Raw genomic sequence first — 24,343 nt, forward strand, 5'->3', positions numbered from 1 at the left:
GTAGGAGCGGCTTCAGCCGCGATGCCCTTCGCACCCATCGCGCCCCGTAGGAGCGGCTTCAGCCGCGATGCCTTTCGCGTCCTGGTCGGGAAAGAAGGAAAGCATCGCGCCTGAAGGCGCTCCTACGGGTGGGTGGGGTGGGGGGATTACCAGCCGGCCTCGCGCAGCAAGCCCTCCGTCGCCGCATCCGCCGGCTTCGCGACGAGGCCACCGCCGGGGCTGACGAAGACGTCGTAGGTGGCGCCGTCGAGCATCGGCAGGTAGGCGGCGCTGCCGAAGCGCGCATCCGCGATCGGCAGCGTCGCCAGCCAGCGCTGGTGGAACTCCCAGAAATCCCAGTCCCGGCGCAGGTCGTGCACGCTGCGCGGCCCGTCGAGTTCCTGCTTCGGATCCCCGTAGCGGCCACCGAGGCGCTCGAGGCGGTAGACCGGCGACAGCGTGAACCGTGCCGGCAACGCCCAGCGCAGCACGCGCGCGTCGAGCTGCCATTCGTCGCCGAGCAGCACGTACTCGCGCGCCGGTGCGTCGGCGCTGACCAGCGTCGCGCGGAAGCGCTGCGGCGCCTCCTGTTTCAGCGTGATGCGCGCGACCGGCAGGTCGGCGACCAGCCACGACCAGTGCCGCAGCAACAGGCCGGCGCCGCCGGTCACCAGCGCCGCCAGCACCAGCAGCAGGCCGAGCAGGCGCCGCAGCAGCCGGCCGGCACCGCCGCGCCCGCGCCCGCGCCGCAGCAGCATCGCCAGGCCGATCAGCCCCAGCAGCAGCGCCGCCGCCCACAGCCAGTACGCCAGCGTCATCGTCGCCCCCGTCGCGGATGTCGGCCGGACTATACTCGCGGCCATGAAAACGACCCGTAACGCCGTCGTCCTCGTGTCCGCGCTGCTGCTCGCCGCCGGCTGCGGCATGAAGGGGCCGCTGGTGCTGCCCGAGGCCGATACCGCGAACAACGGCAGCGCGCAGCCCACCGGCGGTACCTCGCGGCCGCCGGCCGCCGAACGCATCGACGCCGTCACCCCGACCGAAGCGGCCCCGCGCGTGGATTCCAGCGGCGACGAATGAACGTGGTCGCGGCCCAGCGCTTCAGCAAGATGCACGGCGCCGGCAACCACTTCGTGGTCGTCGACCTGCGGGGCGGGTTCGAGCCGGCGCCGGAATGGATCCGCGCGGTCGCCGACCCCTGCACCGGCGTCGGCTTCGACCAGCTGCTCGGCATCGAGGCCGCGCGCACTCCGGGCGCGGTCGCCGGCTTCCGCATCTGGAACACCGACGGCTCGCCGGCGCGGCAGTGCGGCAACGGTGCGCGCTGCGTCGCGTCCTGGCTGCGCCGCGAAGGCCTGCAGATCGGCCGCGACTTCGTGCTCGACAGTCCGTCCGGCCCGTTGCGCGTCGAGGTGCTCGACGATGGTCGTTTCGCGGTGGAGATGGGGCGTCCCGACTTCGCCCCGACGGCGATTCCCTTCACGGCCGAGGCCGAGGCGCCGCAGTACCGGCGTCGGCTCTTCGACGAGGTGCTGAGCTTCGGCGCCGTGTCGATGGGCAATCCGCATGCCGTGGTCGAAGTCGCCGACGCCGCCGCGACGCCGGTGGCGACGCTCGCGACGCGGCTGCAGGGCAGCGGTGATTTTCCCGACGGCGTCAATGTCGGCTTCGCCCAGGTGCTGGCACCGGACCGCATCCGCCTGCGCGTGTACGAACGCGGTGTCGGCGAGACGCGCGCCTGCGGCAGCGGTGCCTGCGCGGCCGTCGCGGTGCTGGTGCGCCGGGGCCGGGTCGGCCGCGAGGTCGCGGTGGAACTGCCCGGCGGCGTGCTCGGCGTGCGCTGGCCGCAGGACGATGCGCCGGTGACGCTGTCGGGGCCGACCGCGTTCGTGTTCGACGGCAGTTTCGCCGCCGCCTTCGCCGCCGCCGCCGCGCCGGCGCGCTGATTTCCCAGGAGCCCGACCCGATGATCGAAGAGAAGAACGAACGCCTCGGCGCGCACGAAGTCGCGGCCTTCCTGCGCCGGCACCCGAAGTTCCTCGGCCAGTTCCCCGACCTCGCGCTGAGCCTGGTGGTGCCGCGCGACGAGGGCCATGCCGCCTCGCTGGCCGGCTACCAGCTCGAAGTACTGCGTGACAAGAACCGCGAACTCAACCGCCGGCTCAACGAGCTCTTCGCGAACGCGCAGGAGAACGAACGCCTGGCGGTGCGCACGCACCAGCTGAGCCTGGCGCTGATGCGCGCGCACGGCGCCGCCGCGACGCTGCAGACGATGGTGGCGGTGCTCGCCGAGGATTTCCGCGGCGAGATCGTGCGCGTGGTGATGTTCGACGACGTCGGCGGCCTCGGGGCCGACTGGTTGCGGGTGCTCCCGCGCGACGATGCCACGCTGGCGCCGTTCGCCGATTTCCTTGCCGGCGACGAGCCGCTGACCGGGCGCCTGAACCAGGACAAGCTCGACTTCCTGTTCGGCGACCAGCAGTCGCGGGCGGCGTCGGCGGTGCTGCTGCCGCTGGCCGGGCGCGGCATGCTCGCGCTCGGCAGCTCCGATCCGAACCGCTTCTTCCCCGGCATGGGCACGCTGTTCCTGCGCATGATGGCGGAGGCGCTCGTCACGGCGCTGCGCCGCGACGACTGATGGACGCGCTGCCGCCGTCGCTGCGCGAGCCGCTCGAGGCCTTCCTCGCGCACCTGCGCGTCGAACGGCGGCTGTCGCCGCACACGCTGGCCGCGTATGGCCGCGACCTCGGCGAACTGGCGGCCTGGCTGCAGGCGGAGGGCATCGCCGACTGGCGCCGGCTCGACCAGGAGCGCCTGCGCACGCATGTCGCCGGCCTGCACCGCGGTGATCCGCGTGGCGGCCGCGCCGGGCTGTCCGGCAAGTCGCTGCAGCGGCGGCTGTCGGCGGTGCGCAGCTTCTACCGGTGGTGCGAACGCGGCGAAGCGCAGCCGCACGATCCCGCCGCCGGCCTGCGCGCCCCGAAGGCGCCGCGCCGGTTGCCGCAGGTGCTCGACGTCGACGAGATGAAGGTGCTGGTCGAGGTGCCGACCGATGCGCCGCTCGGCGTGCGCGACCGCGCGATGCTCGAACTGTTCTATTCCTCGGGCCTGCGCCTGTCGGAGCTGTGCGCGCTGCGCTGGAACGCGCTCGACCTCGAAGGCGGCCTCGTCACCGTCACCGGCAAGGGCGGCAAGTCGCGCCTGGTGCCGGTGGGCCGGCACGCGCTCGCGGCACTGCGCGAACTGCGGGCGGAAACCGGTGCGGGGAACGAGGCGCCGGTGTTCACCGGTCGCCGCGGCGCCGCGATCGCCCCGCGCACGGTGCAGCAGCGCCTGCGCGTGCTAGCCCAGCGCCAGGGCCTGTTCAAGCGCGTGCATCCGCATCTGCTGCGGCACAGCTTCGCCAGCCACGTGCTGGAATCGTCCGGCGACCTGCGCGGTGTGCAGGAACTGCTCGGGCACGCCGACATCGCCACCACCCAGATCTATACGCACCTGGACTTCCAGCATCTGGCGAAGGTGTACGACGCGGCGCATCCCAGGGCGAAGCGAAAGCGAGTAACGAGTGGAGAGTAACGAGTAACGAGTGGAGGAGCGGATTCAGCCGCGATCTGTCGTTCGCGCGCCAGGCGCGCGGGTCGTCACTCGTTGCTCGTTACTCTCCACTCGTTACTCGTCGTCGAAACTTCGAGTAGAGGAATAGTGATGAGGTACTGGCACAACGCCCGCTGCAGCAAATCCCGCGAAGGCCTGGCCTTGCTGAAGGCGCACGGCGTCGAGGTCGAGGTCGTCGACTACCTGGCGAACCCGCCGTCGGCGCAGGAGATCGAAGCGGTGATGCGCCGGCTCGGCGGTGATCCGCGGCAGCTGGTGCGCTTCAAGGAAGACCTGGCCGGCGAACTCGGGCTGTCGGCGAAGGACGAACGAACTGCGCGCGACTGGGCGGAAGTGCTGGCGGCGAACCCGCGGCTGATCGAGCGGCCGCTGCTCGACGACGGCCGGCGGGCAGTGATCGGGCGACCGACCGAGGCGCTGCTGGAACTGCTGGGCTAGCCGCGCCGCGCGACCGCGGCGGACGGCGCCTCAGCGGCTCAGCCCCGCCGCCTCCAGCGCCGCCAGGTACCCGGCCCAGCGGCTTTCCTGTTCCTCGCCGAGCTGGCGCAGGTAGGGCCACGAGAACAGGCCGCTGGCGTGACCGTCGTCGAAGCGCAGCAGCACCGCGTAATGGCCGACCGGTTCGATCGCGTCGATGCCGACGTCGCGCTTGCCGGCGACCAGCACCTTCTGGCCCGGTCCGTGCCCCTGCACCTCGGCGCTGGGCGATTCCACGCGCAGGTACTCGAAGGGCAGGCGGTGGCGCAGGCCGTCTTCCCAGGCGATTTCGAGCACGTGCGACGCGCGGTGCAGGACGATGTCGATCGGGCGGGGGGCGCTCATGCGGTGATTCTACGGGCCGGCGAGTTCCTGCTGCAGGCGTTCGTAGCGGACGATGCGGGCGCGCGCGCGCCGGCAGCTCCAGATCCCGTAGATCGCCGTCGGCACGCCGGCGAGAATCATGCCGGCGACGGCCCCGTAGAGCGCGGCCAGGCGGGCCTCCGGCGAGGCCTGCGAATGCCCCCAGGCGATCAACACCAGCGGAACCAGCACCATCGCCACACAGGTCCACAGGCCGATCCACCAGTAGCGCAGCACGGTACGGGCGCGGCGCAGTTCCAGGTCGACCATCGCCGCGGCATCGCTGCCGGCGGGATTCCATTCGTGCCGACGCAGGCGGGTCATCGCCACCTGATAGGCCACCACCAGCAGCGCCAGCCCGCCGAACATCACCCGGTCGAACGTGTGGTCGCCGAACAGCGCGACGCCACCGCAGGCGAGGGCGGCGAACACCGTCAGCAGCCACTCGCCGACCAGCACCCGGCGCAGCGTGCGGCCACGGCGCTCGACCTCGGCGCGGATGCCGTCGATGTCGACCACCGGCACGGTCTGCGCCTGCCAGTCACCGGCCAGGTCCTGCCAGTCGTTGCCGCTGCGATCGGCGGTCATGCGCCTTCTCCTCCGAGCCACTGCTGCAGTTGCCGGCGGGCCCGGCTCAGGCGCTGCGCGACGGTGTTCTCCTCGAGCGCCAGCGCATCGCCGATCTCGCGCAGGGAAAAACCTTCCAGTGCCAGCACCACCGCCTGTCGCTGGCCCAGCGGCAGCCGGCGCACGGCGGCGAGCAGGTCGTCGCGGCGCTGACGGACGTGCGCGTGCTGCACCGGGTCGTGGCCCGGGTCGGGCAGGGATTCGTCGAGTTCCTCGCCCTGGGCGCGACGCTCGCGCGCCAGGTGGTCGATCGCCCGGTTGTGCGCGACCCGGGCCAGGAAGGTGCGCAGCGCGGCATCGCCGCGCCAGGCCGGCAGCGCCTTCCACACGGCGACGCTGATTTCCTGCAGCAGATCGTCGCGGCGGGCGGGCTCGGCTTCGTAGCTGCCGGCGATGCGCGCCAGCATCGGACCGTGCTCGCGCAGCACGGCTTCGACCGACAGCACGCCGCCGGCCTCGCGCGCGGCGGCGGCGGCGGCGGGGGTCATTGCGCGTGGACGGGCGAGGGCGGCGGGCATGTGGTCCGGGTCCGGGCTGGTGACGCTATCGACGCCCCCCGGGCCGGAAACATGACACCGCCGGCCGTCACAGGATGTAGCGGCTCAGGTCCGGGTCCTCGACGGCGTCGCCGAGCTGCTCGTCGACCATTCCGCGGTCGACCATCAGCGACAGCCCGCCCTTGTCCGGGGCCTCGAAGCTCAGCTTCTCGAGCAGCTTCTCCAGCACCGTGTGCAGGCGACGGGCGCCGATGTTCTCCTGGCGCTCGTTGATCTGGAACGCGATCTCGGCGAGGCGGTCGATGGCCTCCGGCTCGAAGCCGATGTTGACGCCCTCGGTCGCCAGCAGCGCGATGTACTGCCGGGTCAGCGCGTTCTTCGGTTCGGTGAGGATGCGCTTGAAGTCCTCGCGGCTCAGCGCCTCGAGTTCGACCCGGATCGGGAAGCGGCCCTGCAGCTCCGGGATCAGGTCCGAGGGCTTGGCGAGATGGAAAGCGCCGGAGGCGATGAACAGGATGTGGTCGGTGCGCACGACGCCGTACTTGGTGCTGACCGTGCTGCCCTCGACCAGCGGCAGCAGGTCGCGCTGCACGCCCTCGCGGCTGACGTCGCCGCCGCCGATCGTTTCCTGCCGGCGCGCGACCTTGTCGATCTCGTCGATGAAGACGATGCCGTTCTGCTCGCAGGCCTCGATCGCCTGCACGCGGATCTCGTCCTCGTTGACCAGCTTGCCGGCTTCCTCCTCGACCAGCAGCGGCCGCGCCGCGGCGATCCTCATGTGCCGCGTCTGCCGCTTGCCGGCGCCCATGCTCGAGAACATCTGCCGCAGCTGCTGGCCCATCTCCTCCATGCCCGGCGGAGTGACGATGTCCATGCCGGCGGCCGGCGGCTGCAGCTCGATCTCGATCTCGCGCTCGTCGAGCTCGCCGGAGCGCAGCTGGCGGCGCAGCTTCTGCCGGGTCTCGTTGTCGGCGGCGCCGTCGTCGACGCCGAAGCCGACGCCCTTGCGGCGCGGCAACAGGGCATCGAGGATGCGGTCCTCGGCGCGGTCCTCGGCCTGGGTGTGGTGGCGGGCCTTGGCCTGCTCGCGGAACATCTTGACCGCGCTGTCGGCGAGGTCGCGGATGATCTGCTCGACGTCCTTGCCGACGTAGCCGACCTCGGTGAAGCGGGTCGCCTCGACCTTCACGAACGGCGCGTTCGCCAGCGCCGCGAGGCGGCGGGCGATCTCGGTCTTGCCGACGCCGGTCGGGCCGATCATCAGGATGTTCTTCGGCATCACCTCGTCGCGCAGCGCCGGATCGAGCTGCATGCGCCGCCAGCGGTTGCGCAGGGCGATCGCCACCGCGCGCTTGGCGGCGGCCTGGCCGACGATCCAGCGGTCGAGTTCGCCGACGATCTCGCGGGGAGTCAGCTCCGACATCACAGTTCCTCGATCACGATGTTGCGGTTGGTGTAGATGCAGATGTCGCCGGCGACGTTCATCGCCGCCTCGGCGATCGCACGCGCATCCATCTCGGTGTGCTGCAGCAGGGCGCGCGCGGCGGCGAGCGCGAACGGACCGCCGCTGCCGATCGCGACCAGACCGTCCTCCGGCTCGATGACGTCGCCATTGCCGCTGATGATCAGCGAGCTGTCCCGGTCGGCGACCGCGAGCAGGGCCTCGAGCTTGCCGAGGCGGCGGTCGGTGCGCCATTCCTTGGCCATCTCGACCGCCGCGTGCAGCAGCTTGTCGCCGTGCTTGCCGAGCTTGGCCTCGAAGATCTCGAACAGCGTGAACGCGTCGGCCGCGGCCCCGGCGAAACCGGCCAGCACCTTGCCGTTGGCGAGCCGACGCACCTTGCGCGCATTCGACTTCATCACCGTGTTGCCGAGCGTGACCTGGCCGTCGCCGGCGACGACGACGCGGTCGCCGCGGCGGACCGAGAGGATGGTGGTGGCGTGGGGGATGGTCGGGTCCATGGGCGTTCCGGCGGGGGAATGGCTGGGAACTGGGGGCGGCTCCGGCAGCTTCCAACCACCATCCCCCCGTAGGAGCGGCTTCAGCCGCGATGCTCTTCCCACGCATGCTGCGATCCGACCTCGCGCTGCGCGCAGCATGCCTGGGAAGAGCATCGCGGCTGAAGCCGCTCCTACAGCGTCGTCAACCCGGCCCCGGGCATAATGCGCCCATGAGCGAAGAAACCCCCCGCCCGGAGCACACCACTCACTTCGGCTTCCGCGACGTCCCGGTCGAGGAGAAGAAGAAGCTCGTCGGCCAGGTGTTCAGTTCGGTCGCGCGCCAGTACGACCTGATGAACGACCTGATGTCGCTGGGCATCCACCGGCTGTGGAAGCGCTATTTCGTCGGGACCTCCGGCGTGAAGCGCGGCGACCGCGTGCTCGATCTCGCCGGCGGCACCGGCGACATCGCGGCATTGCTGCACGAGCGGGTCGGCGATGCCGGCGGCGTCGTGATCGGCGACATCAATGCGCAGATGCTGGGGGTCGGCCGCGACCGCCTGACCGATCGCGGCCTGGTGCGCGGGCTCGAATACGTGCAGCTCAACGCCGAGGCGCTGCCGTTCCCGGATGCGAGCTTCGACCTGGTGACGATCGCCTTCGGCCTGCGCAACGTCACCGACAAGCAGAAGGCGCTGAACGAGATGCAGCGCGTGCTGAAGATCGGCGGACGCGCGCTGGTGCTCGAGTTCTCGCAGGTGAAGCCGGAGTGGTTCCGCCCGGTCTACGACTTCCATTCCTTCCAGGTGCTGCCGCGCCTGGGCCAGCTGTTCGCGCGCGATGCCGACAGCTACCGCTATCTCGCCGAGTCGATCCGCAAGCACCCGCCGCAGGACGAGCTGAAGGCGATGATGGAAACGGCCGGCTTCGTCCGCTGCGATTACCGCAACCTCAGCGCCGGGATCTGCGCGATCCACTCCGGCTACCGCGTCTGACGCCCCGAAACCCGGTGCAGGAGCGCCTTCAGGCGCGATGGCACCGCGGTCGTAGGAGCGCCTTCAGGCGCGATGCCCTGCGGTTGTAGGAGCGCCTTCAGGCGCGATGGCCCCGCGGTCGTAGGAGCGCCTTCAGGCGCGATTGGATCGCGGCTGAAGCCGCTACTACAGGAGCGAAGGCATCGCGGCTGAAGCCGCTCCTACGAAGGGAAGGGAGGAGGGGAGGGATCGCGCCTGAAGGCGCTCCTACAGGAGGGGCGGCGAGGGGGCTAGAATCGGGCGGTCCACCCGTCCGGATACCTCCATGTCCCGTTTCGCCCCGTTCGCCCGCCTGCTGTCCGCCGGCCTGCTCGCCCTCGGTCTGGGCGCCCATGCCGCGGCCCCGGCCCCGGCGGCTGCCCCGTCCGAAAGCGCCCGCCGCACCGACGAGCACAGCTACGCCCAGCCCGACAAGGTCCGCATCGCCGACCTCGGCCTCGAGCTGGCGGTGGACTTCACGAAGCGCGAGCTCGCCGGCAGCGCGACCCTGCGTCTGCAGTGGCTGGATCCGGCGGCGCGCGAACTGGTGCTCGACACCCGCGACCTGACGATCGCCACCGTCGAGGCGCGCAACGGCAACCGCCGCTGGCGCCAGGTCGACTACACGCTGGGCGAGCGCGACACCCTGCTGGGCAGCAAGCTGACGATCGCGCTGCCGCGCCAGTACGAGCAGGTCCGCATCACCTACCGCACCTCGCCCGAGGCGTCCGGCCTGCAGTGGCTGGCGCCGTCGATGACGGCCGGCGGCAAGATCCCCTTCATGTTCAGCCAGTCGCAGGCGATCCACGCGCGCAGCTGGGTGCCGCTGCAGGACACGCCCTCGGTGCGCTTCACCTACAGCGCCCGCGTGACCTCGTCGCCGGACGTGATGGTGCTGATGAGCGGCGACAACGATCCGGACGCTGCCCGCGACGGCGACTACCGCTTCACGATGCCGCAGCCGATCCCGAGCTACCTGCTGGCGATCGCCGCCGGTGACCTGGTGTTCAAGCCGATCAGCGAGCGCGCCGGCGTGTGGACCGAGCCGGCGACGATCGACCGCGCCGTGCACGAGTTCGCCGACACCGAGAAGATGATCCAGGTCACCGAGTCGCTGTACGGCCCTTACCGCTGGGAGCGCTACGACCTGCTGATCCTGCCGCCGTCCTTCCCGTTCGGCGGCATGGAGAACCCGCGCCTGAGCTTCATCACCCCGACCGTGATCGCCGGCGACCGCTCGATGGTGTCGTTGATCGCCCATGAACTGGCGCACTCGTGGTCCGGCAACCTGGTCACCAACGCGACCTGGAAGGACATGTGGCTCAACGAGGGCTTCACCAGCTACGTCGAGAATCGCATCGTCGAGGCGCTGTACGGCAAGGAACGCGCCGACATGGAGTTCGTGATCAGCCGCAATGGCCTGGTCGCCGAGCTCGCCGAGGTGCCGGCGCCGCAGCAGGTGCTGATGCTGCCGATGCGCGGTGGCAGTGATCCGGAGGACGCGCTCGGCGCCGTCGCCTACGACAAGGGCGCCTGGTTCCTGCAATTCCTCGAGCAGCGCTTCGGTCGCGAGGCCTTCGATCCCTTCCTGCGTTCGTGGTTCGACACCCACGCCTTCCAGAGCGTCGACAGCGACCAGTTCCGCGCCTTCCTGCAGACGGAACTCGTGGACAAGCATCCGGGCGTCGTCACCACCGCCGAGATCGACGAGTGGCTGACCGCGCCGGGCATCCCGGCCTTCGCGCCGCAGACCGAGTCGCCGCGCTTCGCCGCCGTCGACGCCGCGCGCAAGTCCTGGCTCGACCGCCGCAAGGTCGCCGCCGACCTCGAGACCGCGAACTGGACGACCCAGGAATGGGTGTACTTCCTCGAGGGCATGCCGTCCGAGCTCGAGCCCGAGCGTCTGGTCGAACTCGACCAGGCCTTCCGCTTCACCGGCACCGGCAACGGCGAGATCGCCCAGCGCTGGTACCCGTTCACCGTCCGCAGCGGCTATTTCGAGGCGCGCCCGGCGATGAGCCTGTTCCTGCGCAGGATCGGCCGCCGCAAGCTGATCATGCCGACCTACGAGGCGCTGGCGGCGACGCCGGAAGGCCTGGCCTTCGCGGAGACGATCTTCGCGATGGCGCGGCCCGGCTACCACCCGATCACCACCGCTTCGGTCGAGGCGCTGATCGCCAGGGCGAAGGCGACGCCGGCGAAGTGAGTCCGGGCGCAGGCGAGCGACTCCGTCGTCCGCGCGGCCGCCGGCCGCGCAAGGTGCTGCTCGGCGGCATGCTCGGGCTGGCCATCGGCGCGCTCGGGCTGGCGGTATCGGCGCCGGAGAAGGTGCTGCAGGCGGAATTCGCCCGCCAGCGCTGGCTCGCGGGCGCCGAACAAACCGAGGTGCAGGCGGCCGGCCACCGCTGGTCGGTGCTGGAGGCCGGTTTCGACGCGCCCGATGCCGCCGCCAGGCCGCTGCTGGTGCTCGTGCACGGCTTCGTCGGCAGCAAGGAGAACTGGCTGCCGCTGATGCGCGAACTGGGGAAGACCCACCGCCTGGTCGCGCCGGACCTGCCGGGCTGGGGCGACAGCGAGCGCATCGCCGGCGAGGACTACGGTCCGCTGGCGCAGATGCGCCGGCTCGCTGCGTTCCTGGACACGCTGCCGGGCAAACCCGACCTGATCGTCGGGCATTCGATGGGCGGCCAGATCGTCGGCCTGCTGGCCGCGCGCGAGCCGCAGCGGGTGCAGCGCATCGCCCTGATGTCGGCCGCCGGTGTCACCTTCAACGAGAACGCCTTCGCCAACGCGGTGCTTTCCGGCGAGAACCCCTACGAGGTGCGCAACCGCACCGACCTCAAGCGCTTCCTCAACATCGTCTTCGCCGACCCGCCGTTCGTGCCGTGGCCGGCCGACGAGGCGCTCGTGCGGCGCCGCCGCGCCGACGCGGCGTTCGAGCAGGAAGTGCTCCAGAGCATCGGCCGCGGCCCCGAGGCACTGCTGCTGGAACAGGAACTCGGCGCGATCCAGGCGCCGGCGCTGCTGCTGTGGTGCAAGGACGACAAGGTGATCGACGTCAGCGCCGCCGACACCTTCCGCCGCGGCCTGCGCCACTCGACGACCGTGCTGCTGTCCGGCTGCGGCCACATGCCACTGATGGCGCAGCCGCGCCAGGTCGGCGAGGCGATGGCGGCCTTCCTCGGCCTGCAGTTCAACGACGTGCTCCGCCGCGAATAACGGTGCCCGGCACCCTTGGTTTCCCGGCACCCTTGGTTTCCCGCAACGAGCCGCACGATGCCGACGACCCTGCTCCGACGTGCCGCCCGCTGGTTCGCCTGGGCCCTCGTGGTCTGGCTGCTGCTGACCGCGGTGGTCGTGCTGGTGGTCTCGTTCCGTGCCCGCGCGCAGCCCGACCTCGGACCCTGGCATCGCATCGAACTCGTGCACGAGCGGCCTGCCGACGACCTCCGCGACATTGACTGGGCGGCGTGGCGGGCGAACGAGGACGCGCTGTTCGCCGAGCTGCAGGAGAAGCTGGCGGAAAGCGCGCCCGCAGGACGCTACCGCTTCGAGCGCGGCAGCCGGCTCGGGCCGCCGCCGGGCAGCACCGACTGGAACCGCTCCTACGATTCCGCGCCTGCCGGCGCGCCGCGCGGCGGCGTGCTGCTGCTGCACGGGCTCAGCGATGCGCCGTACAGCCTGCACCACGTCGCCGACCTGTACGCGGCGCAGGGCTGGGTCGTGCTGGCACCGCGGCTGCCGGGCCACGGCACCGTGCCGTCGGGATTGCTGACCGTGCGCTGGCAGGACTGGCTGGCGGTCGTCGAGCTGGCGATGCGCGAGCTGCGCGTGCGGATCGGTCCGGACGCGCCGATCCACATCGTCGGCTATTCGAACGGCGCCGCGCTGGCGCTGAAATACAGCCTCGAGCGCGTCGCCGAAGGGGAGGGCGCGGACACCGGCGAACGCCTGCCGCTGCCGCAGCAGGTGATCCTGCTGTCGCCGATGGTCGGCATCGACGGCGCCGCACGCTTCTCCGGCCTGCTGCCGCTGCTCGGCGGCTTCGACTACTTCGAGAAGTCGCGCTGGTTCGACATCCAGCCCGAGTTCAACCCGTTCAAGTACAACTCCTTCCCGGTCAACGCGGTGCGGCAGTCGTGGCTGCTGACGACCTCGCTGCAGCCGCAGCTGCTGGCGCTGCGCGCCGCCGGCGGCGCGCAGCGGATGCCGCCGGTGCTGGCCTTCCATTCGGTGCTCGACAGCACCGTCAGCACGCCGGCGGTGGTGCGCGCGCTGTTCGACAAGCTGCCGGCCAACGGCAGCGAGCTCGTGCTGTTCGACATCAACCGGCAGAGCCTGCTCGCGCCGCTGTTCACCGACGACGCCAACCGCATGCTCGAGGCGCTGCAGCCGGAGGACGGCGGCTGGACGCTGACCGTGATCGGCAACCGCGATCCCGGCACCTTGCAGGTCGCCGAGCGCCGGCACGGCCCCGCCGGCGTCAGCGAGCGGCCGCTGCCGCTCGCCTGGCCGGCCGAGGTCTATTCGCTGTCGCATGTCGCGCTGCCGTTCCCGGTCGACGATCCGCTGTACGGCCTGCAGCCGCGCACCGACATCGACTACGGCATCCGCCTCGGCACCCTGCGCCTGCACGGCGAGCGCGGTGCGCTGAGCGTCAGCGCCGAGCAGCTGGCGCGCATCACGTCCAACCCGTTCTTCCCGTACGTCCGCGAGCGCATCGGGGCCACGATCGAGGCCTCGACCGGGCGCCGCATCCCGGTGCCGAGCGACTGAGGAAACGCCGATGTTCACCCATGCGATCGCCCGCCTGCCGGGTGCCAACTACGCCGACGGCCTGACCCGCGTCGACCTCGGCAGGCCCGACCTCGCCGAAACGCTGCGCCAGCACGCCGCCTACGTCGACGCGCTGCGTGACTGCGGACTCGCGGTCGAGGTGCTGCCGGCCGACCCCGCGTATCCCGACGGCACCTTCGTCGAGGACACCGCGATCGTGCTGCCGGGCGAGGCCGCGATCCTGTGCCGTCCCGGCGCCGACAGCCGGCGTGGCGAGGTCGCTGCGGTGGCGGCGGCACTGCGCCGGCATTTCCCGCGCCCCGACGCGATCGCGGCGCCCGGCACGGTCGACGGCGGCGACATCTGCGAGGCCGGCGACCACGTGTTCATCGGCGTCTCGCATCGCACCAACGCGGCCGGCGCCGCCCAGCTCGCCGCCTGGCTGCAGGCGCGCGGGCGCACGAGCAGCCTCGTCGACATCCGCGGCCTCGATTCGATCCTGCACCTGAAGAGCGGCATCGCCTGCCTCGCCGGCGAGCGCCTCCTGCTGATCCGCGAACTCGCGCAGCACCCGGCCTTCGCCGGCTGGGCGCGCATCGTCGTCGACGACGACGAGGCCTATGCGGCCAACGCGGTGCAGGTGAACCAGCGCGTGCTGATCGCCGCCGGCCATCCGAAACTCGCGGCGGCGCTGCGCGACCACGGCTACCGGCCGCTCCAGCTGGCGATGTCGGAGTTCGCCAAGCTCGACGGCGGCCTCAGCTGCCTGTCCGTGCGTTTCTGAATTCGACAACCGATCAAGGCCGATCCAAGCCGATTCAGGCTTGGGGCGCCGATTGCGGGGTTGCGTCGGCTGGCGCAGCCGGCGTTTTCACACGCATTCCGTGGCAATGGATCGTCTTTGGTCGGCTCCGATCCGTTGTGAAAAGAATGCCCCGGCGGGCCGGGGCATTCATCGCGCCTGAAGGCGCTCCTACGGGGGGAGCGGATCAGTCGTTGGTGGCGGTGGCGGCGCCGCGGGAGGCTTCGCGGGCGGCGCGGAAGGCGTTGCCCTCGACGTAGTTCGGCCACGCATCGCTGCCGGCCAGCTCGCGGCCGACACCGTACAGCGCCTGCAGGTCCTGCACCACGCCGCGCAGGTCCCAGTTCGGGTCGAATTCGTCCCCGGCCGCGTGGTAGCGGTTCGCGGTGTAGTCGGCCATCTGCTGGAGGCCGTATTCGGTGCCGCGCTCGACGTGGTCGACGCCGCCCTTGGCGTACAGCGCCGGCACGCCCTGCTTGGCGAAGCTGAAGTGGTCGGAGCGGAAGAAGTAACCCTTCTCGACGCTCTCCTCCTCGACCAGCACGCGGCCCTGCGCTTCGGCGATCGGCCGCAGCACGTCGTCGAGCTCGCTGTTGCCGAGGCCGACGACGACGAAATCGCGAGTCGGGCCGACCACCGGCATCGCGTCGAGGTTCACGACCGCGATCGTGTTCGCCAGCGGGATCACCGGGTTGGCAGCGTAGTACTTCGAGCCGAGCAGGCCGGATTCCTCCAGCGTCACGAGCAGGAAGACGACGCTGCGGCGCGGCTTCGGATCCTGCACCGTGAAGGCCTCGGCGATCTCGAGCACGCCGGCGACGCCGGTCGCGTTGTCGATGGCGCCGTTGTAGATCGTGTCGTCGCCGTCGCCGCCGTGGTCACCGAGGTGGTCCCAGTGCGCGGTGTAGACGATCGCCTGGTCCGGATGCTCGGTGCCCGGCAGGATCGCCAGCACGTTGCGCGAGGTCGCCTCGCGGCTGGTGCTGCGCAGGGTCGCGCTGAAGGTGGCGTCACCGAGGTCGACGGCGCGGAAGCCGCGCTTGTTCGCGGCGATGCGCAGCGCGTCGAGATCCTGGCCGGCGTCGGCGAACAGCTTCGCGGCGGTCGGGCCGGTCAGCCAGCCCTGCAGCGGGATGCGCGGCTCCGGATCGGCGCTGGTCGGCAGGTCGTACTGCTCGCCGGACCAGGAGTTCTTCACCACGTCCCAGCCGTAGGCGGCACCGGCGTCGTCGTGGATGATCAGCGCGGCGGCGGCGCCCTGGCGGGCCGCTTCCTCGAACTTGTAGGTCCAGCGGCCGTAGTAGGTCATCTTCTTGCCGCTGAACAGCGACTCGTCGCCGACGTGGAAGCCGGGGTCGTTGACCAGGATCACGACGGTCTTGCCGGCCACGTCGAGGCCTTCGTAGTCGTTCCAGCCGAGCTCGGGCGCGTTGACGCCGTAGCCGACGAAGACCATCTCGCTGCCCTCGACCACGATCTCCGGCTGCGCGGTGCGCGTGCCGAGCACCATGTCGGTGCCGAAGGCGAGGGCGGTGGTATCGCCGCCGACGGTGATCGCCACCGACGAGTTCGCCTCATCCGCGGTCGTCGCCACCATCGGCACGTCCTGGAACCAGCTGTCGCCGTTGCCGGGCTGCAGGCCGAGGCGCTGGAACTGGCCGACGAGGTAGTCGGCGGTCATCTCCTCGCCGACGGTGCCCGGCGCACGGCCGGCGAACGCGTCGGACGACAGCATGCGCACGTGCGCGGCGAAGTCCTCGGTGGAGATCTCCGGGCCGAAGCCATGGTCGACCGCCGGTGCGCTCGGGCCGGACGCAGTGGCGTCGGGCGCGGCGGCGCCGTCCGGCGCCTTCGAACAGGCCGCCAGCGCGAGCGCGGCGGCGGCGAACAGCAGGGTGTGCTTCATTCCCGGGGTTCTCCGGATTCAGGGAACCCCGATTCTAGCCACGACGGGGGACCGGCGGCCCGTGCCGCCGGTCGCCTGCCAGGATCAGTCGTTCTCGACCCGCGCCGGCAGGGTTTCGTCGAAGGGCTTCGGGGTGGCACCGGTGACCCGGCCGATGCGCGCGGTCGGATGCACGTAGAGCTCGACCTCGCGTTCGAACACCAGCTCGCCGTCGACCACGCAGTCGGCGCCGATCACCACCCGCGGCGTGCGCTGGCGACCGTTGAACCAGTTGCCCTTCGGCTTCTCGACGCGGATGCCGCCGTGCACGCGGGTGCCGCCGGCGAGGGTGATGTCGCCGCTGGTGGTTTCGACGTCGCCGCCGACCTCGCTGCCGATCAGGCTGATCGCGCCGTTGACGTTCTCGATGTCGCCGCCGACGCGGTTGCCGCCGGCCAGGCGGATCGCGCCGTTGACGGTTTCCAGGTCGCGCTCGACGGCCGCGCCCTCGGCGAGGCGGACGCCGCCGTTGACCGACTCGATCGAACCGACCGTCGCATTGCGGGCGAGTTCGACGCCGCCGTTCACCGACTCGATGCTGCCGACCACCGCGTCGGCACCGACGTCGACACCGCCGTTCACGGTTTCGGCGCTGCGCACGGTCGCGCCGCTGCGGATCGTGATGCCGCCGTTGACCGTCTCCAGCGAGCCGTATTCGCGGCCGGATTCGGCGGTGATGCCGCCGAACACGCGGTCGATGTCCTGCTGGGCGAGTGCGGGGCCGGCCGCCAGGGCCAGGCCCAGGGCGATCAGGGAAGCGAGCTTGCGGATGCGCATCGTGAGGCTCCTCGGGGAAGTGAGGGCTAGGATGCGCGGCCCCGGACGAGGGTTTAAGGCCCGGAAGTCCCGCGGCCGCGCGACCGCCGCGGGCTACAATCGTGGGCCCCCACGCCGCCCCGGAGAATGCCGTGTCCGCCGCCGCCCGCCCGAAGCCGCTGCTGCTGCTGATCCTCGACGGCTGGGGCCACCGCGAGGACCCGAGGGACAATGCGCTGGCGATCGCGCGGCTGCCGAACTGGCGGCAGCTGCTGGCCGACTGCCCGCACACGCTGGTGCATACCGAAGGCCGCCACGTCGGCCTGCCGGACGGGCAGATGGGCAATTCCGAGGTCGGCCACATGAACATCGGCGCCGGCCGCATCGTCTACCAGGACCTGACCCGCATCGACGCGGCGATCGAGGACGGCAGCTTCTTCGCCAATCCCGAGCTGCTCGCCGCCTGCCGCGCCGCCCGCGACAACCACGGCACCCTGCACCTGTTCGGCCTGCTCAGCCCCGGCGGCGTGCACAGCCACGAGGCACATTTGTTCGCGATGCTCGACCTGGCCCGCCGCGAGGGCGTGCCGGACATCGCCGTGCACGCCTTCCTCGACGGCCGCGACACCCCGCCGCGCTCCGCCGAGGCGAGCCTGCAGCAGCTGCATGCGCTGTGCGCCGAAGGCGGCGATGCCCGCATCGCGACCGTCTGCGGCCGCTACTGGGCGATGGACCGCGACAAGCGCTGGGACCGCGTCGAGCGCGCCTGGAAGGCGATCGTCGAAGCCGAGGCCGACGACAGCGCCTCCGACGCGATCACCGCACTGCACGCCGCCTACGGCCGCGGCGAGAACGACGAATTCGTGTTGCCGACCGTGATCGGCGTCGAGCGGCCGATGCGCGACGGCGACGCGGTGGTGTTCATGAACTTCCGCGCCGACCGCGCCCGCCAGCTCACCGCCGCCTTCGTCGAGCCGGGCTTCGCCGGTTTCGCGGCGCGGCGGCCGGCGCTGTCGCGCTTCGTCTGCCTGACCGAATACGACGCGAAGCTGCCGGCGCCGGTGGCCTTCGCCCCGGAAGACCTGCGCAACACCCTCGGCGACGTGCTCGCGGACCACGGCCTGAGCCAGCTGCGCATCGCCGAGACCGAGAAGTACGCGCACGTGACCTTCTTCTTCAGCGGCGGCCGCGAGACCGTGCTCGCCGGCGAGGACCGCGCGCTGATCCCGTCGCCGAAGGTCGCGACCTACGACCTGCAGCCGGAAATGAGCCTGCCGGCGCTGACCGAACGCCTGGTCGCCGACATCCATGCCCGCGCCCACGACGTGATCGTCTGCAACATCGCCAACCCCGACATGGTCGGGCACAGCGGCGTGCTGGGGGCGGCGGTGAAGGCGGCCGAAGCCGTGGATCACGCGCTAGGCGAGATCCGCACGGCGCTGGCCGCGGTCGGCGGGGAAATGCTGGTCACCGCCGACCACGGCAACCTCGAGATGATGGTCGACCCGGAGACCGGGCAGCCGCACACCGCGCACACGGTCGGACCGGTGCCCTTCGTCTATTGCGGCAGGCGCGCGGCGAGCCTGCGTGCCGGCGGCGCCCTGCGCGACATCGCGCCGACGATGCTGGCCCTGCTCGGGCTGCCGCAGCCGGCGGAGATGAGCGGGCAGTCGCTGGTGCTGCCGGGGTGATGCCCAGCCTCGCGGCGCGGCTGCCGGCCGCCGCCTGGGCCGCGCTGGCCGCGGGGGTGTTGACCATGCTCGCGGCGACCGCGCTCGCGCCGGCACCGGCCGCGGCCCAGGCGCCGGCCGACCCGCCGCGCGCCGGCGAGGAGGCCCGGGCCGAGCAGCGTCTGCAGGCGCTGCGCGCGCAGATCCGCACGATCACCGCCGAGCAGCAGGCGCAGGACGAGCGCAAGTCGCAGGCGCTGGCGGCGCTGCGCACGGCCGATGCCGGTGTCGCGCGCGCCGGTGCCGCGCTGCGCGGCACCGAAGCCGCGATCGCGGCCGGCGAGGCCGAGCTGGCGCGGCTGGAGACCAGGCGCCGGGAACTGGAAGCGGGCCTGGCGCAACAGCGGCTGGCGCTGGCGCAGCTCGTGCGCTCGGCCTACATGCTCGGCCGCCACGAGCAGCTGAAGCTGCTGCTGGCCCAGGACCGCATCGGCGACGTCGCCCGCGTGCTGGCCTACCACCGCTATTTCCAGGCCGACCGCGTCGCGCGCATCGGCGGCCTGATCGCCGAACTGCGCGAGCTCGCCGGCATCGTCGCCGGCATCGACGCGCAGCGCAGCGAACTGGCGGCGGCGCGCGAACGCCAGCAGGGCGAACTGGCGACGGTCGAGGCGCAGCGCGGCGAACGCCAGGCGGTGCTCGCCCGGCTGGAGGAGGAATTCCGCGATCGCGCCGCCCGCCTGGCCGCGCTCGGCCGCGACGAGCAGGCGGTGGTGAAGCTGCTGGAACGGCTGCGCGACGCGATCGCCGACATCCCGGCCCAGGTCGACGACACGCGACCGTTCGCCGGCCGCCGCGGCCAGCTGCCGACGCCGCTGCGCGGCAGCGTGCTGGCGCGCTACGGCGGCAAGCTGCCCGACGGCCGCGACAGCGACGGCCTGCTGATCGCCGGCACCGCGGGCGCCGAGGTGCGGGCGGTGGCGCCGGGCCGGGTGGCTTTCGCCGACTGGCTGAAGGGCTACGGCCTGCTCGCGATCGTCGATCACGGCGACGGCTGGATGAGCCTGTACGCGTTCAACGACGCGCTGCTGCGCAACGTCGGCGACTGGGTGCGCGCCGGCGAACCGCTGGCCACCGTCGGCAGCTCCGGTGGCCAGGGCCGGCCGGCGCTGTACTTCGAGCTGCGCCGCAACGGCCAGCCCCAGGATCCCGCACCCTGGATCCGGCAATAGCCCCCGGTCGTTGAGGGCATAATCGCGGCATGCGCCTCCTCCCGTTCCTGCCCCTGCTGCTGGCCCTGGCCGGCACCGTCGCCGCGCAATCGCCGGAGACGGCGCCGACGCCGGCCGAGCGCCCGTCCGTCGTCGACGACGTGCCGGTGCCGGACCAGGTGCCGCTCGAGGAGATCCAGCGCTACGTCGCCGTCTACCGCGCGATCAAGGACGCCTACGTCGAACCGCTCGACGACCGCCAGCTGATGCGCGCCGCGCTGCGCGGCCTGCTCGCCGATCTCGACCCGCACAGCGCCTACCTGGAGAAGGAGGACGCCGAGGCCCTGCTCGAGGAAACCGACGGCAGCTATGTCGGCATCGGCGTCGAGATCGAGCAGCGCGCCGACCGCAGCATTCTCGTGGTGTCGCCGATCGACGGCACGCCGGCCGCGCGCGCAGGCCTGCAGGCCGGCGACATCATCGTCGCGATCGACGGCCAGCCGCTCGCCGACGACGGCGCCGACGCCGCCAGCCGTGAACTGCGCGGCGAGCCCGGCACCAGCGTGCGCCTCACCTTCCTGCGCACCGGCGAGGACGTGCCACGCGAACTGACGATCCCGCGCGAGGTGATCCGCATCACCAGCGTCGTCAGCCGCATGCTCGAGCCGGGCTACGGCTACCTGCGCATCAGCACCTTCCAGACCGACACCGGCCCGCAGGTGCGCCGCCACCTGCAGCGCCTGCAGGCGTCGAGCGAAGGCGGCCTGCGCGGCCTCGTGCTCGACCTTCGCAGCAATCCCGGGGGCCTGCTCAACGCCGCGGTCGAAGCGGCCGACGCCTTCCTCGAAACCGGCCTGATCGTCAGCACCCGCGGCCGGCTGCCGTTCGCCAACGCCCGCTACCACGCGCGTGCCGGCGACCTGCTGAAGGGCGCGCCGCTGATCGTGCTCGTCGACGCCGGCACCGCCAGCGCCGCGGAAGTGCTGGCCGGCGCCCTCGGCGACCACGACCGCGCGGTGCTGATGGGCAGCCGCACCTTCGGCAAGGGCTCGGTGCAGACGGTGGTGCCGCTGGAGAACGGCGATTCGGTGAAGCTGACGACCGCGCGCTACTTCACCCCGAGCGGCCGCTCGATCCAGGCGCGCGGCCTGCGCCCGGACATCGTCCTGCGCGGCCGCGCCGCCCGCGGCCTGCGCGAACAGGACCTGCCCGGCCACCTGCGTGGCGACAACGAGGCGCTCGACGGCTACGCGATGGGCGAAGTGCTGCAGGGCGACGCCGCCGTGCAGCGCGCACTCGCCGAACTGAAGAACGGTGCCAGGCACCGTTAATTCCGGTTAACCGTGCCCGGCACCCTTTTCGTGCCCGGCACCCTTTTGCGGTTCAGCGGGCGGCGTCGGCGCGGATGCCGGCCTCGGTCTTGGTTTCCGGCAGCACGAAATAGCCGGCGAGTACCGCCGCGGTCGCCGCGAAGGCCAGCAGCAGGTTGAGGCAGGCCAGCAGCGCCAGCAGGTTGTGCAGGCCGTGGAACGAGCGCGCCCGCCACCACGCGACCAGCGCCAGCAGCACCGACAGTACGAAGGCGCCGGCGAGCCAGAACGGCCACATCAACGCGCCGTCGAGCACGAATTCGGTGAACGCCGGCAGCACCTCGTGCGAAGCCCGGTAGTGGGTTTCCGGGTACACCAGCGCGATCGAGGCGGTCGTCGCGGCAGCGATGCCGAGGGCGGCCAGGCTCGCCGCCAGCAGCAGCACCCACAGCGCGGCCCGTCCGCGCACGCGCCAGGTCAGGGCTTCGGGTTCTGTGGCCATGCGAAGTCTCCCCGGGCTGCCACGGTCATCCTAACCCCCAGGGCCGGCCGTCCGGCTGCGCCACCCAGCCCTCCGGATCATCTCGCCTCCTGGACGAACATCCAGCGATACAGGTCCTCGAGCTCGCGCGCGATCCGGGCGGGCTCGTAGAGGCCGCTGGCCGGAATCCGCGCCGCGACCTCCCGCCGCAGCGCCGCGCGTGCGCGGTCGTCGTTGCCCAGGCGCACGGCTTCGGCGACGACGTCGGCGCGGTCGACGCGCAGGCAGTCGCGCAGGCCGGCGGCACCCAGCAGGCTGGCGGCCATGCGTCCGGCGAAGGTGTCGCCGGCGAAGGCGAGCAACGGCACGCCGCAGCGCAGCGCGTCGCTGGCGGTCGTGCCGGAGTTGTAGGGCCAGGTGTCGAGGGCGATGTCGGCCTGCTGCAGCCGCGCCAGGTGGGCGTCGCGCGGGGCCATCGGCGCGAATACCAGCCGCCGGGGATCGACGCCGCGGGCTTCGGTCTCGCGGCGCAGCCGGTCGGCGCCGCCGGCCGCCTTCGGCACGACCAGCCAGAGCTGTGCCCGCGGTACCGCGCGCAGGATCGCGCACCAGTCGTCCCACAGCGCCGGGTGCAGCTTGTGCGCCTGGTTGAAGCTGCAGAAGACGACGGCGTCTTCGCCGAGCCCGAGCGCCGCCCGCGGTGGTGGCGGCGGCAGCGGTTGCAGCGACCCGTTCGCCTGGAAGCAGCGCGGCAGCAGCGCCACCCGCTCGGCCATGTGGGCGGCGACCGCGGGCGGGATCGCCACCGCGTCGCCGATCACGTAGCCGGCGAGGCGCGCATCGCCGAGCGTGCCGACGTAGCCGAGCCAGTGCGCCTGCACCGGCGCCGGGCGCCGCGCGAGGATGCCGGCGCGCGCATGCCGGGTGTAGCCGCCGAGATCGACCAGCACGTCGACGCGGTCGGCGGCGATCCGCCGCGCGGCGGCCTCGTCGTCGAGCGCGTCGATGTCGACGAAGGCGTCGGCCAGCGCGATCGCGCGCTGCCGCCAGGGATCGTCGCCGGCCGGCGGCCCGTAGGCGTAGAGCGACACGTGCACGGCGTCGCGGTCGTGCGCGGCGAGCGCTTCGAGGGTCAGGAAAGACACCGCGTGGCCGCGAAAATCGGCCGACAGGTAGCCGATCCGCAGGGGACCATCGTGCGCGCGTGCCGGCGCCGCCAGCGGAGGTGCCGCCAGCAGCGGTTCCCACTGCGAGCGCGCGAACTTCGCCGCCGCCACGTGCTGCACGGCCGCGTCCGCTTCCGGCAGCGCCAGCAGCAGGCCGGGCGGGAAGTCGCTGCGCGGCACCCGCGCGAAGGTCTCCAGCAGCAGCGACGGCGTCGGCGTCTCCGCCTGATCCCAGTCGGCGCCGTCGCGGCGCAGGCTCAGCGCGTCGCCGAGGCTGCGCAGGTCGTCGCGGTCGAGCGCGAACGCGCGCCGCCACGCCGCCAGCGCCGCGGCCGCCTCGCCGCGCGCTTCGTGCAGCGCGCCGAGCTTCTGCCACGCGATCGCCAGCGTCGGCTCGGTGCGCGTCGCCTCGACGTAGGCGCGCAGCGCATCGTCGCCGCGGCCGAGGCGCTCGAGCGCGAAGCCGAGGTTGACACCGACCCCGGCGCGCGGACGGATCGCCAGCGAGCGCTCGAAGTAGCGCGCGGCGGCCGCGTATTCGCGCAGGCGGTGGCAGCTGGCACCGGCGAGATTCCAGGCGTCGGCATTGCCCGGTTCGGCGCGCACCAGCGCGTCGAGCAGGCGCAGCGCCTCGTGCAGGTGACCGGCGCGGAAAGCGGCGGTGGCCTGGGCCAGCAGCGCGTTGCCGCCCGGCGGCGGCATCAGCGCGGCTTGGCGGGCAGCGGAAAAGGCGTGACGACCTTGTCGCCGCTGCCCGCGTCGCGGATCGCTGCGGCGCCCTTGCGGTCGACTTCCTCGACCCGCAGCACGCTCTGCATCGGCAGGTGCAGCACGCGGGTGTCGGCGAATTCGTCGCGCAGGCGTTCCTCGACCGGATCGATCACGACGCCGTCGCCGACGTCGAACACCAGGTCGGCCACTTCGGTGAAACCCCACAGCGGGCTGCTGCCGACGCGTCGCGCATACAGCTCGTAGATGCGGCCGCCGCTGAGGAAACTGACTTTGTAGAGGACACGCGTGCTCATGGCGAAAGTCTAGCGCGGCGCGCCAGCACCGGCTTCTGCACCAGCGCGAACACCAGCCCGACGAGGAAGCCCGCCAGGTGCGCCCACCACGCCACCGCGCCGAAACTCGGGCCGACGAAGGTGAAGGCCAGCTGCAGCACCGCCCACAGGCCGATCAGCAGCGCCGCCGGCGCACGCACGAATTCCAGCCACAGCCCGAGCGGCACGACGACGCCGAGCCGCGCCGACGGGAACAGCGCGAGATAGGCGCCGATCACCGCCGACACGCCGCCGCTGGCGCCGATGATCGAGCGCGCCGGCGTGCCCATCAGCAATGCCGCCGCGAGGTTCGCCAGGGCGCCGCCGGCGAGGAACAGCAGCAGGTAGCGCCACGGCCCCATCGCCCGTTCCGCCGGCAGCCCGAAGATCAGCAGGAACAGCAGGTTGCCGACGAGGTGCACCAGATTGGCGTGGATGAACAGGGCACTGACGAGGGTCAGCAGGCGCTCGTCGCGCAGCGCCGCCCGCCATTCGGTGACGCTGCCGGACAGCGTGCCCCAGCGCAGCAGCGTCTGCCGCCAGCCGGCGTCGTCGCTGAGCAGCGCCAGCCAGACGTAGGCGGCGATCATCAGCGCCGCCAGCAGCGGCGTCGCCCAGCGCCAGCGGCGGCGGTGGCGGGTCGGCAGTTCGACGAACATCGCCGGCGCCGA

Annotated in this window: 25 protein-coding genes; 13 read left to right on the forward strand and 12 right to left on the reverse strand. The window is 72.0% G+C overall.

Annotation, left to right across the window (positions count from 1 at the left end; all coding sequences use genetic code 11):
• Positions 1 to 146: 146 nt before the first annotated feature.
• Positions 147 to 797 carry a hypothetical protein gene (locus K311_RS0110610; protein WP_043797588.1) on the reverse strand — a complete coding sequence of 217 codons (651 nt, stop codon included), beginning with the start codon at positions 795 to 797 and terminating at the stop codon, positions 147 to 149.
• A gap of 43 nt (positions 798 to 840) precedes the next feature.
• On the opposite strand from K311_RS0110610, the gene lptM reads away from it, so the two are divergent.
• From lptM to K311_RS0110635, 5 genes are all read left to right on the forward strand, one after another.
• Complete coding sequence (gene lptM / locus K311_RS0110615) at positions 841 to 1,059, forward strand: LPS translocon maturation chaperone LptM (protein WP_026817296.1); 219 nt, start codon at positions 841 to 843, stop codon at positions 1,057 to 1,059.
• Positions 1,056 to 1,925: a diaminopimelate epimerase gene (dapF, locus tag K311_RS0110620; RefSeq protein ID WP_026817297.1), complete on the forward strand. Its 870-nt coding sequence runs from the start codon at positions 1,056 to 1,058 to the stop codon at positions 1,923 to 1,925. The genes lptM and dapF overlap by 4 nt, the downstream gene beginning before the upstream one ends.
• A 23-nt stretch (positions 1,926 to 1,948) precedes the next feature.
• A complete protein-coding gene (locus K311_RS0110625; RefSeq protein ID WP_026817298.1) occupies positions 1,949 to 2,617 on the forward strand; it encodes a DUF484 family protein in 669 nt (222 codons plus the stop codon).
• Positions 2,617 to 3,555 carry a tyrosine recombinase XerC gene (xerC, locus tag K311_RS16500; RefSeq protein WP_043797590.1) on the forward strand — a complete coding sequence of 313 codons (939 nt, stop codon included), beginning with the start codon at positions 2,617 to 2,619 and terminating at the stop codon, positions 3,553 to 3,555. Before K311_RS0110625 ends, xerC begins: the two co-directional genes overlap by 1 nt.
• Before the next feature lie 129 nt (positions 3,556 to 3,684).
• Positions 3,685 to 4,032, forward strand: a complete 348-nt coding sequence (locus tag K311_RS0110635; RefSeq protein WP_026817299.1) for an arsenate reductase family protein — start codon at positions 3,685 to 3,687, stop codon at positions 4,030 to 4,032.
• A 30-nt stretch (positions 4,033 to 4,062) separates the two neighbouring features.
• Here K311_RS0110635 and K311_RS0110640 read toward each other — a convergent pair whose 3' ends face one another.
• The 5 genes from K311_RS0110640 to hslV all read right to left on the reverse strand — a co-directional run bounded on the left by K311_RS0110640 (position 4,063) and on the right by hslV (position 7,520).
• Positions 4,063 to 4,416 (reverse strand): gamma-butyrobetaine hydroxylase family protein, encoded by a 354-nt coding sequence (locus K311_RS0110640; RefSeq protein WP_026817300.1) that lies wholly within the window; start codon positions 4,414 to 4,416, stop codon positions 4,063 to 4,065.
• 9 nt (positions 4,417 to 4,425) lie between these two features.
• On the reverse strand, positions 4,426 to 5,022 hold the full coding sequence (locus K311_RS0110645; RefSeq protein WP_026817301.1) for a hypothetical protein: 597 nt from the start codon (positions 5,020 to 5,022) through the stop codon (positions 4,426 to 4,428).
• On the reverse strand, positions 5,019 to 5,549 hold the full coding sequence (locus K311_RS0110650; RefSeq protein WP_051239952.1) for an RNA polymerase sigma factor: 531 nt from the start codon (positions 5,547 to 5,549) through the stop codon (positions 5,019 to 5,021). Before K311_RS0110650 ends, K311_RS0110645 begins: the two co-directional genes overlap by 4 nt.
• A gap of 97 nt (positions 5,550 to 5,646) precedes the next feature.
• Positions 5,647 to 6,981, reverse strand: a complete 1,335-nt coding sequence (gene hslU / locus K311_RS0110655; protein WP_043797592.1) for an ATP-dependent protease ATPase subunit HslU — start codon at positions 6,979 to 6,981, stop codon at positions 5,647 to 5,649.
• The gene (gene hslV, locus K311_RS0110660; RefSeq protein ID WP_026817304.1) at positions 6,981 to 7,520 is read right to left on the reverse strand and encodes an ATP-dependent protease subunit HslV; all 540 of its coding nucleotides are present in this window, start codon (positions 7,518 to 7,520) and stop codon (positions 6,981 to 6,983) included. The genes hslU and hslV overlap by 1 nt, the downstream gene beginning before the upstream one ends.
• Positions 7,521 to 7,729: 209 nt before the next feature.
• Here hslV and ubiE point away from each other — a divergent pair, with 209 nt between their 5' ends.
• The 5 genes from ubiE to K311_RS0110685 all read left to right on the forward strand — a co-directional run bounded on the left by ubiE (position 7,730) and on the right by K311_RS0110685 (position 14,072).
• On the forward strand, positions 7,730 to 8,494 hold the full coding sequence (gene ubiE / locus K311_RS0110665; RefSeq protein ID WP_026817305.1) for a bifunctional demethylmenaquinone methyltransferase/2-methoxy-6-polyprenyl-1,4-benzoquinol methylase UbiE: 765 nt from the start codon (positions 7,730 to 7,732) through the stop codon (positions 8,492 to 8,494).
• Positions 8,495 to 8,798: 304 nt separating this feature from the next.
• Complete coding sequence (locus tag K311_RS0110670) at positions 8,799 to 10,718, forward strand: M1 family metallopeptidase (RefSeq protein ID WP_026817306.1); 1,920 nt, start codon at positions 8,799 to 8,801, stop codon at positions 10,716 to 10,718.
• Complete coding sequence (locus K311_RS16505; RefSeq protein ID WP_051239954.1) at positions 10,715 to 11,731, forward strand: alpha/beta fold hydrolase; 1,017 nt, start codon at positions 10,715 to 10,717, stop codon at positions 11,729 to 11,731. Before K311_RS0110670 ends, K311_RS16505 begins: the two co-directional genes overlap by 4 nt.
• Positions 11,732 to 11,788: 57 nt before the next feature.
• Positions 11,789 to 13,288: an alpha/beta hydrolase gene (locus K311_RS16510; RefSeq protein WP_051239956.1), complete on the forward strand. Its 1,500-nt coding sequence runs from the start codon at positions 11,789 to 11,791 to the stop codon at positions 13,286 to 13,288.
• A gap of 10 nt (positions 13,289 to 13,298) precedes the next feature.
• On the forward strand, positions 13,299 to 14,072 hold the full coding sequence (locus K311_RS0110685; RefSeq protein ID WP_026817307.1) for a dimethylarginine dimethylaminohydrolase family protein: 774 nt from the start codon (positions 13,299 to 13,301) through the stop codon (positions 14,070 to 14,072).
• A 205-nt stretch (positions 14,073 to 14,277) separates the two neighbouring features.
• On the opposite strand, the gene K311_RS0110690 is transcribed toward K311_RS0110685, so the two are convergent.
• Positions 14,278 to 15,996, reverse strand: coding sequence for a M28 family metallopeptidase (locus tag K311_RS0110690; protein ID WP_026817308.1), 1,719 nt, complete (start codon positions 15,994 to 15,996; stop codon positions 14,278 to 14,280).
• An 84-nt stretch (positions 15,997 to 16,080) separates the two neighbouring features.
• A complete protein-coding gene (locus K311_RS0110695; protein WP_043797594.1) occupies positions 16,081 to 16,812 on the reverse strand; it encodes a DUF4097 family beta strand repeat-containing protein in 732 nt (243 codons plus the stop codon).
• A 131-nt stretch (positions 16,813 to 16,943) separates the two neighbouring features.
• Here K311_RS0110695 and gpmI point away from each other — a divergent pair, with 131 nt between their 5' ends.
• The 3 genes from gpmI to K311_RS16515 are packed head-to-tail and all read left to right on the forward strand — an operon-like array spanning position 16,944 to position 21,003.
• Entirely contained in the window at positions 16,944 to 18,482 is a 1,539-nt protein-coding gene (gene gpmI / locus K311_RS0110700) for a 2,3-bisphosphoglycerate-independent phosphoglycerate mutase (RefSeq protein WP_026817310.1), read from the forward strand.
• Complete coding sequence (locus K311_RS0110705) at positions 18,482 to 19,693, forward strand: murein hydrolase activator EnvC family protein (RefSeq protein WP_043797595.1); 1,212 nt, start codon at positions 18,482 to 18,484, stop codon at positions 19,691 to 19,693. Before gpmI ends, K311_RS0110705 begins: the two co-directional genes overlap by 1 nt.
• A 29-nt stretch (positions 19,694 to 19,722) precedes the next feature.
• Complete coding sequence (locus tag K311_RS16515; protein ID WP_051239958.1) at positions 19,723 to 21,003, forward strand: S41 family peptidase; 1,281 nt, start codon at positions 19,723 to 19,725, stop codon at positions 21,001 to 21,003.
• 52 nt (positions 21,004 to 21,055) lie between these two features.
• Here K311_RS16515 and K311_RS0110715 read toward each other — a convergent pair whose 3' ends face one another.
• The 4 genes from K311_RS0110715 to K311_RS0110730 form a co-directional block, all read right to left on the reverse strand.
• A complete protein-coding gene (locus tag K311_RS0110715) occupies positions 21,056 to 21,484 on the reverse strand; it encodes a hypothetical protein (RefSeq protein WP_026817312.1) in 429 nt (142 codons plus the stop codon).
• A 77-nt stretch (positions 21,485 to 21,561) separates the two neighbouring features.
• Positions 21,562 to 23,331 (reverse strand): O-linked N-acetylglucosamine transferase, SPINDLY family protein, encoded by a 1,770-nt coding sequence (locus K311_RS16520; RefSeq protein ID WP_051239960.1) that lies wholly within the window; start codon positions 23,329 to 23,331, stop codon positions 21,562 to 21,564.
• Positions 23,331 to 23,654 (reverse strand): DUF1820 family protein, encoded by a 324-nt coding sequence (locus K311_RS0110725; RefSeq protein ID WP_026817313.1) that lies wholly within the window; start codon positions 23,652 to 23,654, stop codon positions 23,331 to 23,333. Before K311_RS0110725 ends, K311_RS16520 begins: the two co-directional genes overlap by 1 nt.
• Positions 23,651 to 24,331: a rhomboid family intramembrane serine protease gene (locus K311_RS0110730; protein WP_026817314.1), complete on the reverse strand. Its 681-nt coding sequence runs from the start codon at positions 24,329 to 24,331 to the stop codon at positions 23,651 to 23,653. Before K311_RS0110730 ends, K311_RS0110725 begins: the two co-directional genes overlap by 4 nt.
• Positions 24,332 to 24,343: the final 12 nt, after the last annotated feature.

Origin of the sequence: Arenimonas composti TR7-09 = DSM 18010 (assembly GCF_000426365.1) — a bacterium.
In the GTDB taxonomy this organism is placed as follows: domain Bacteria; phylum Pseudomonadota; class Gammaproteobacteria; order Xanthomonadales; family Xanthomonadaceae; genus Arenimonas; species Arenimonas composti.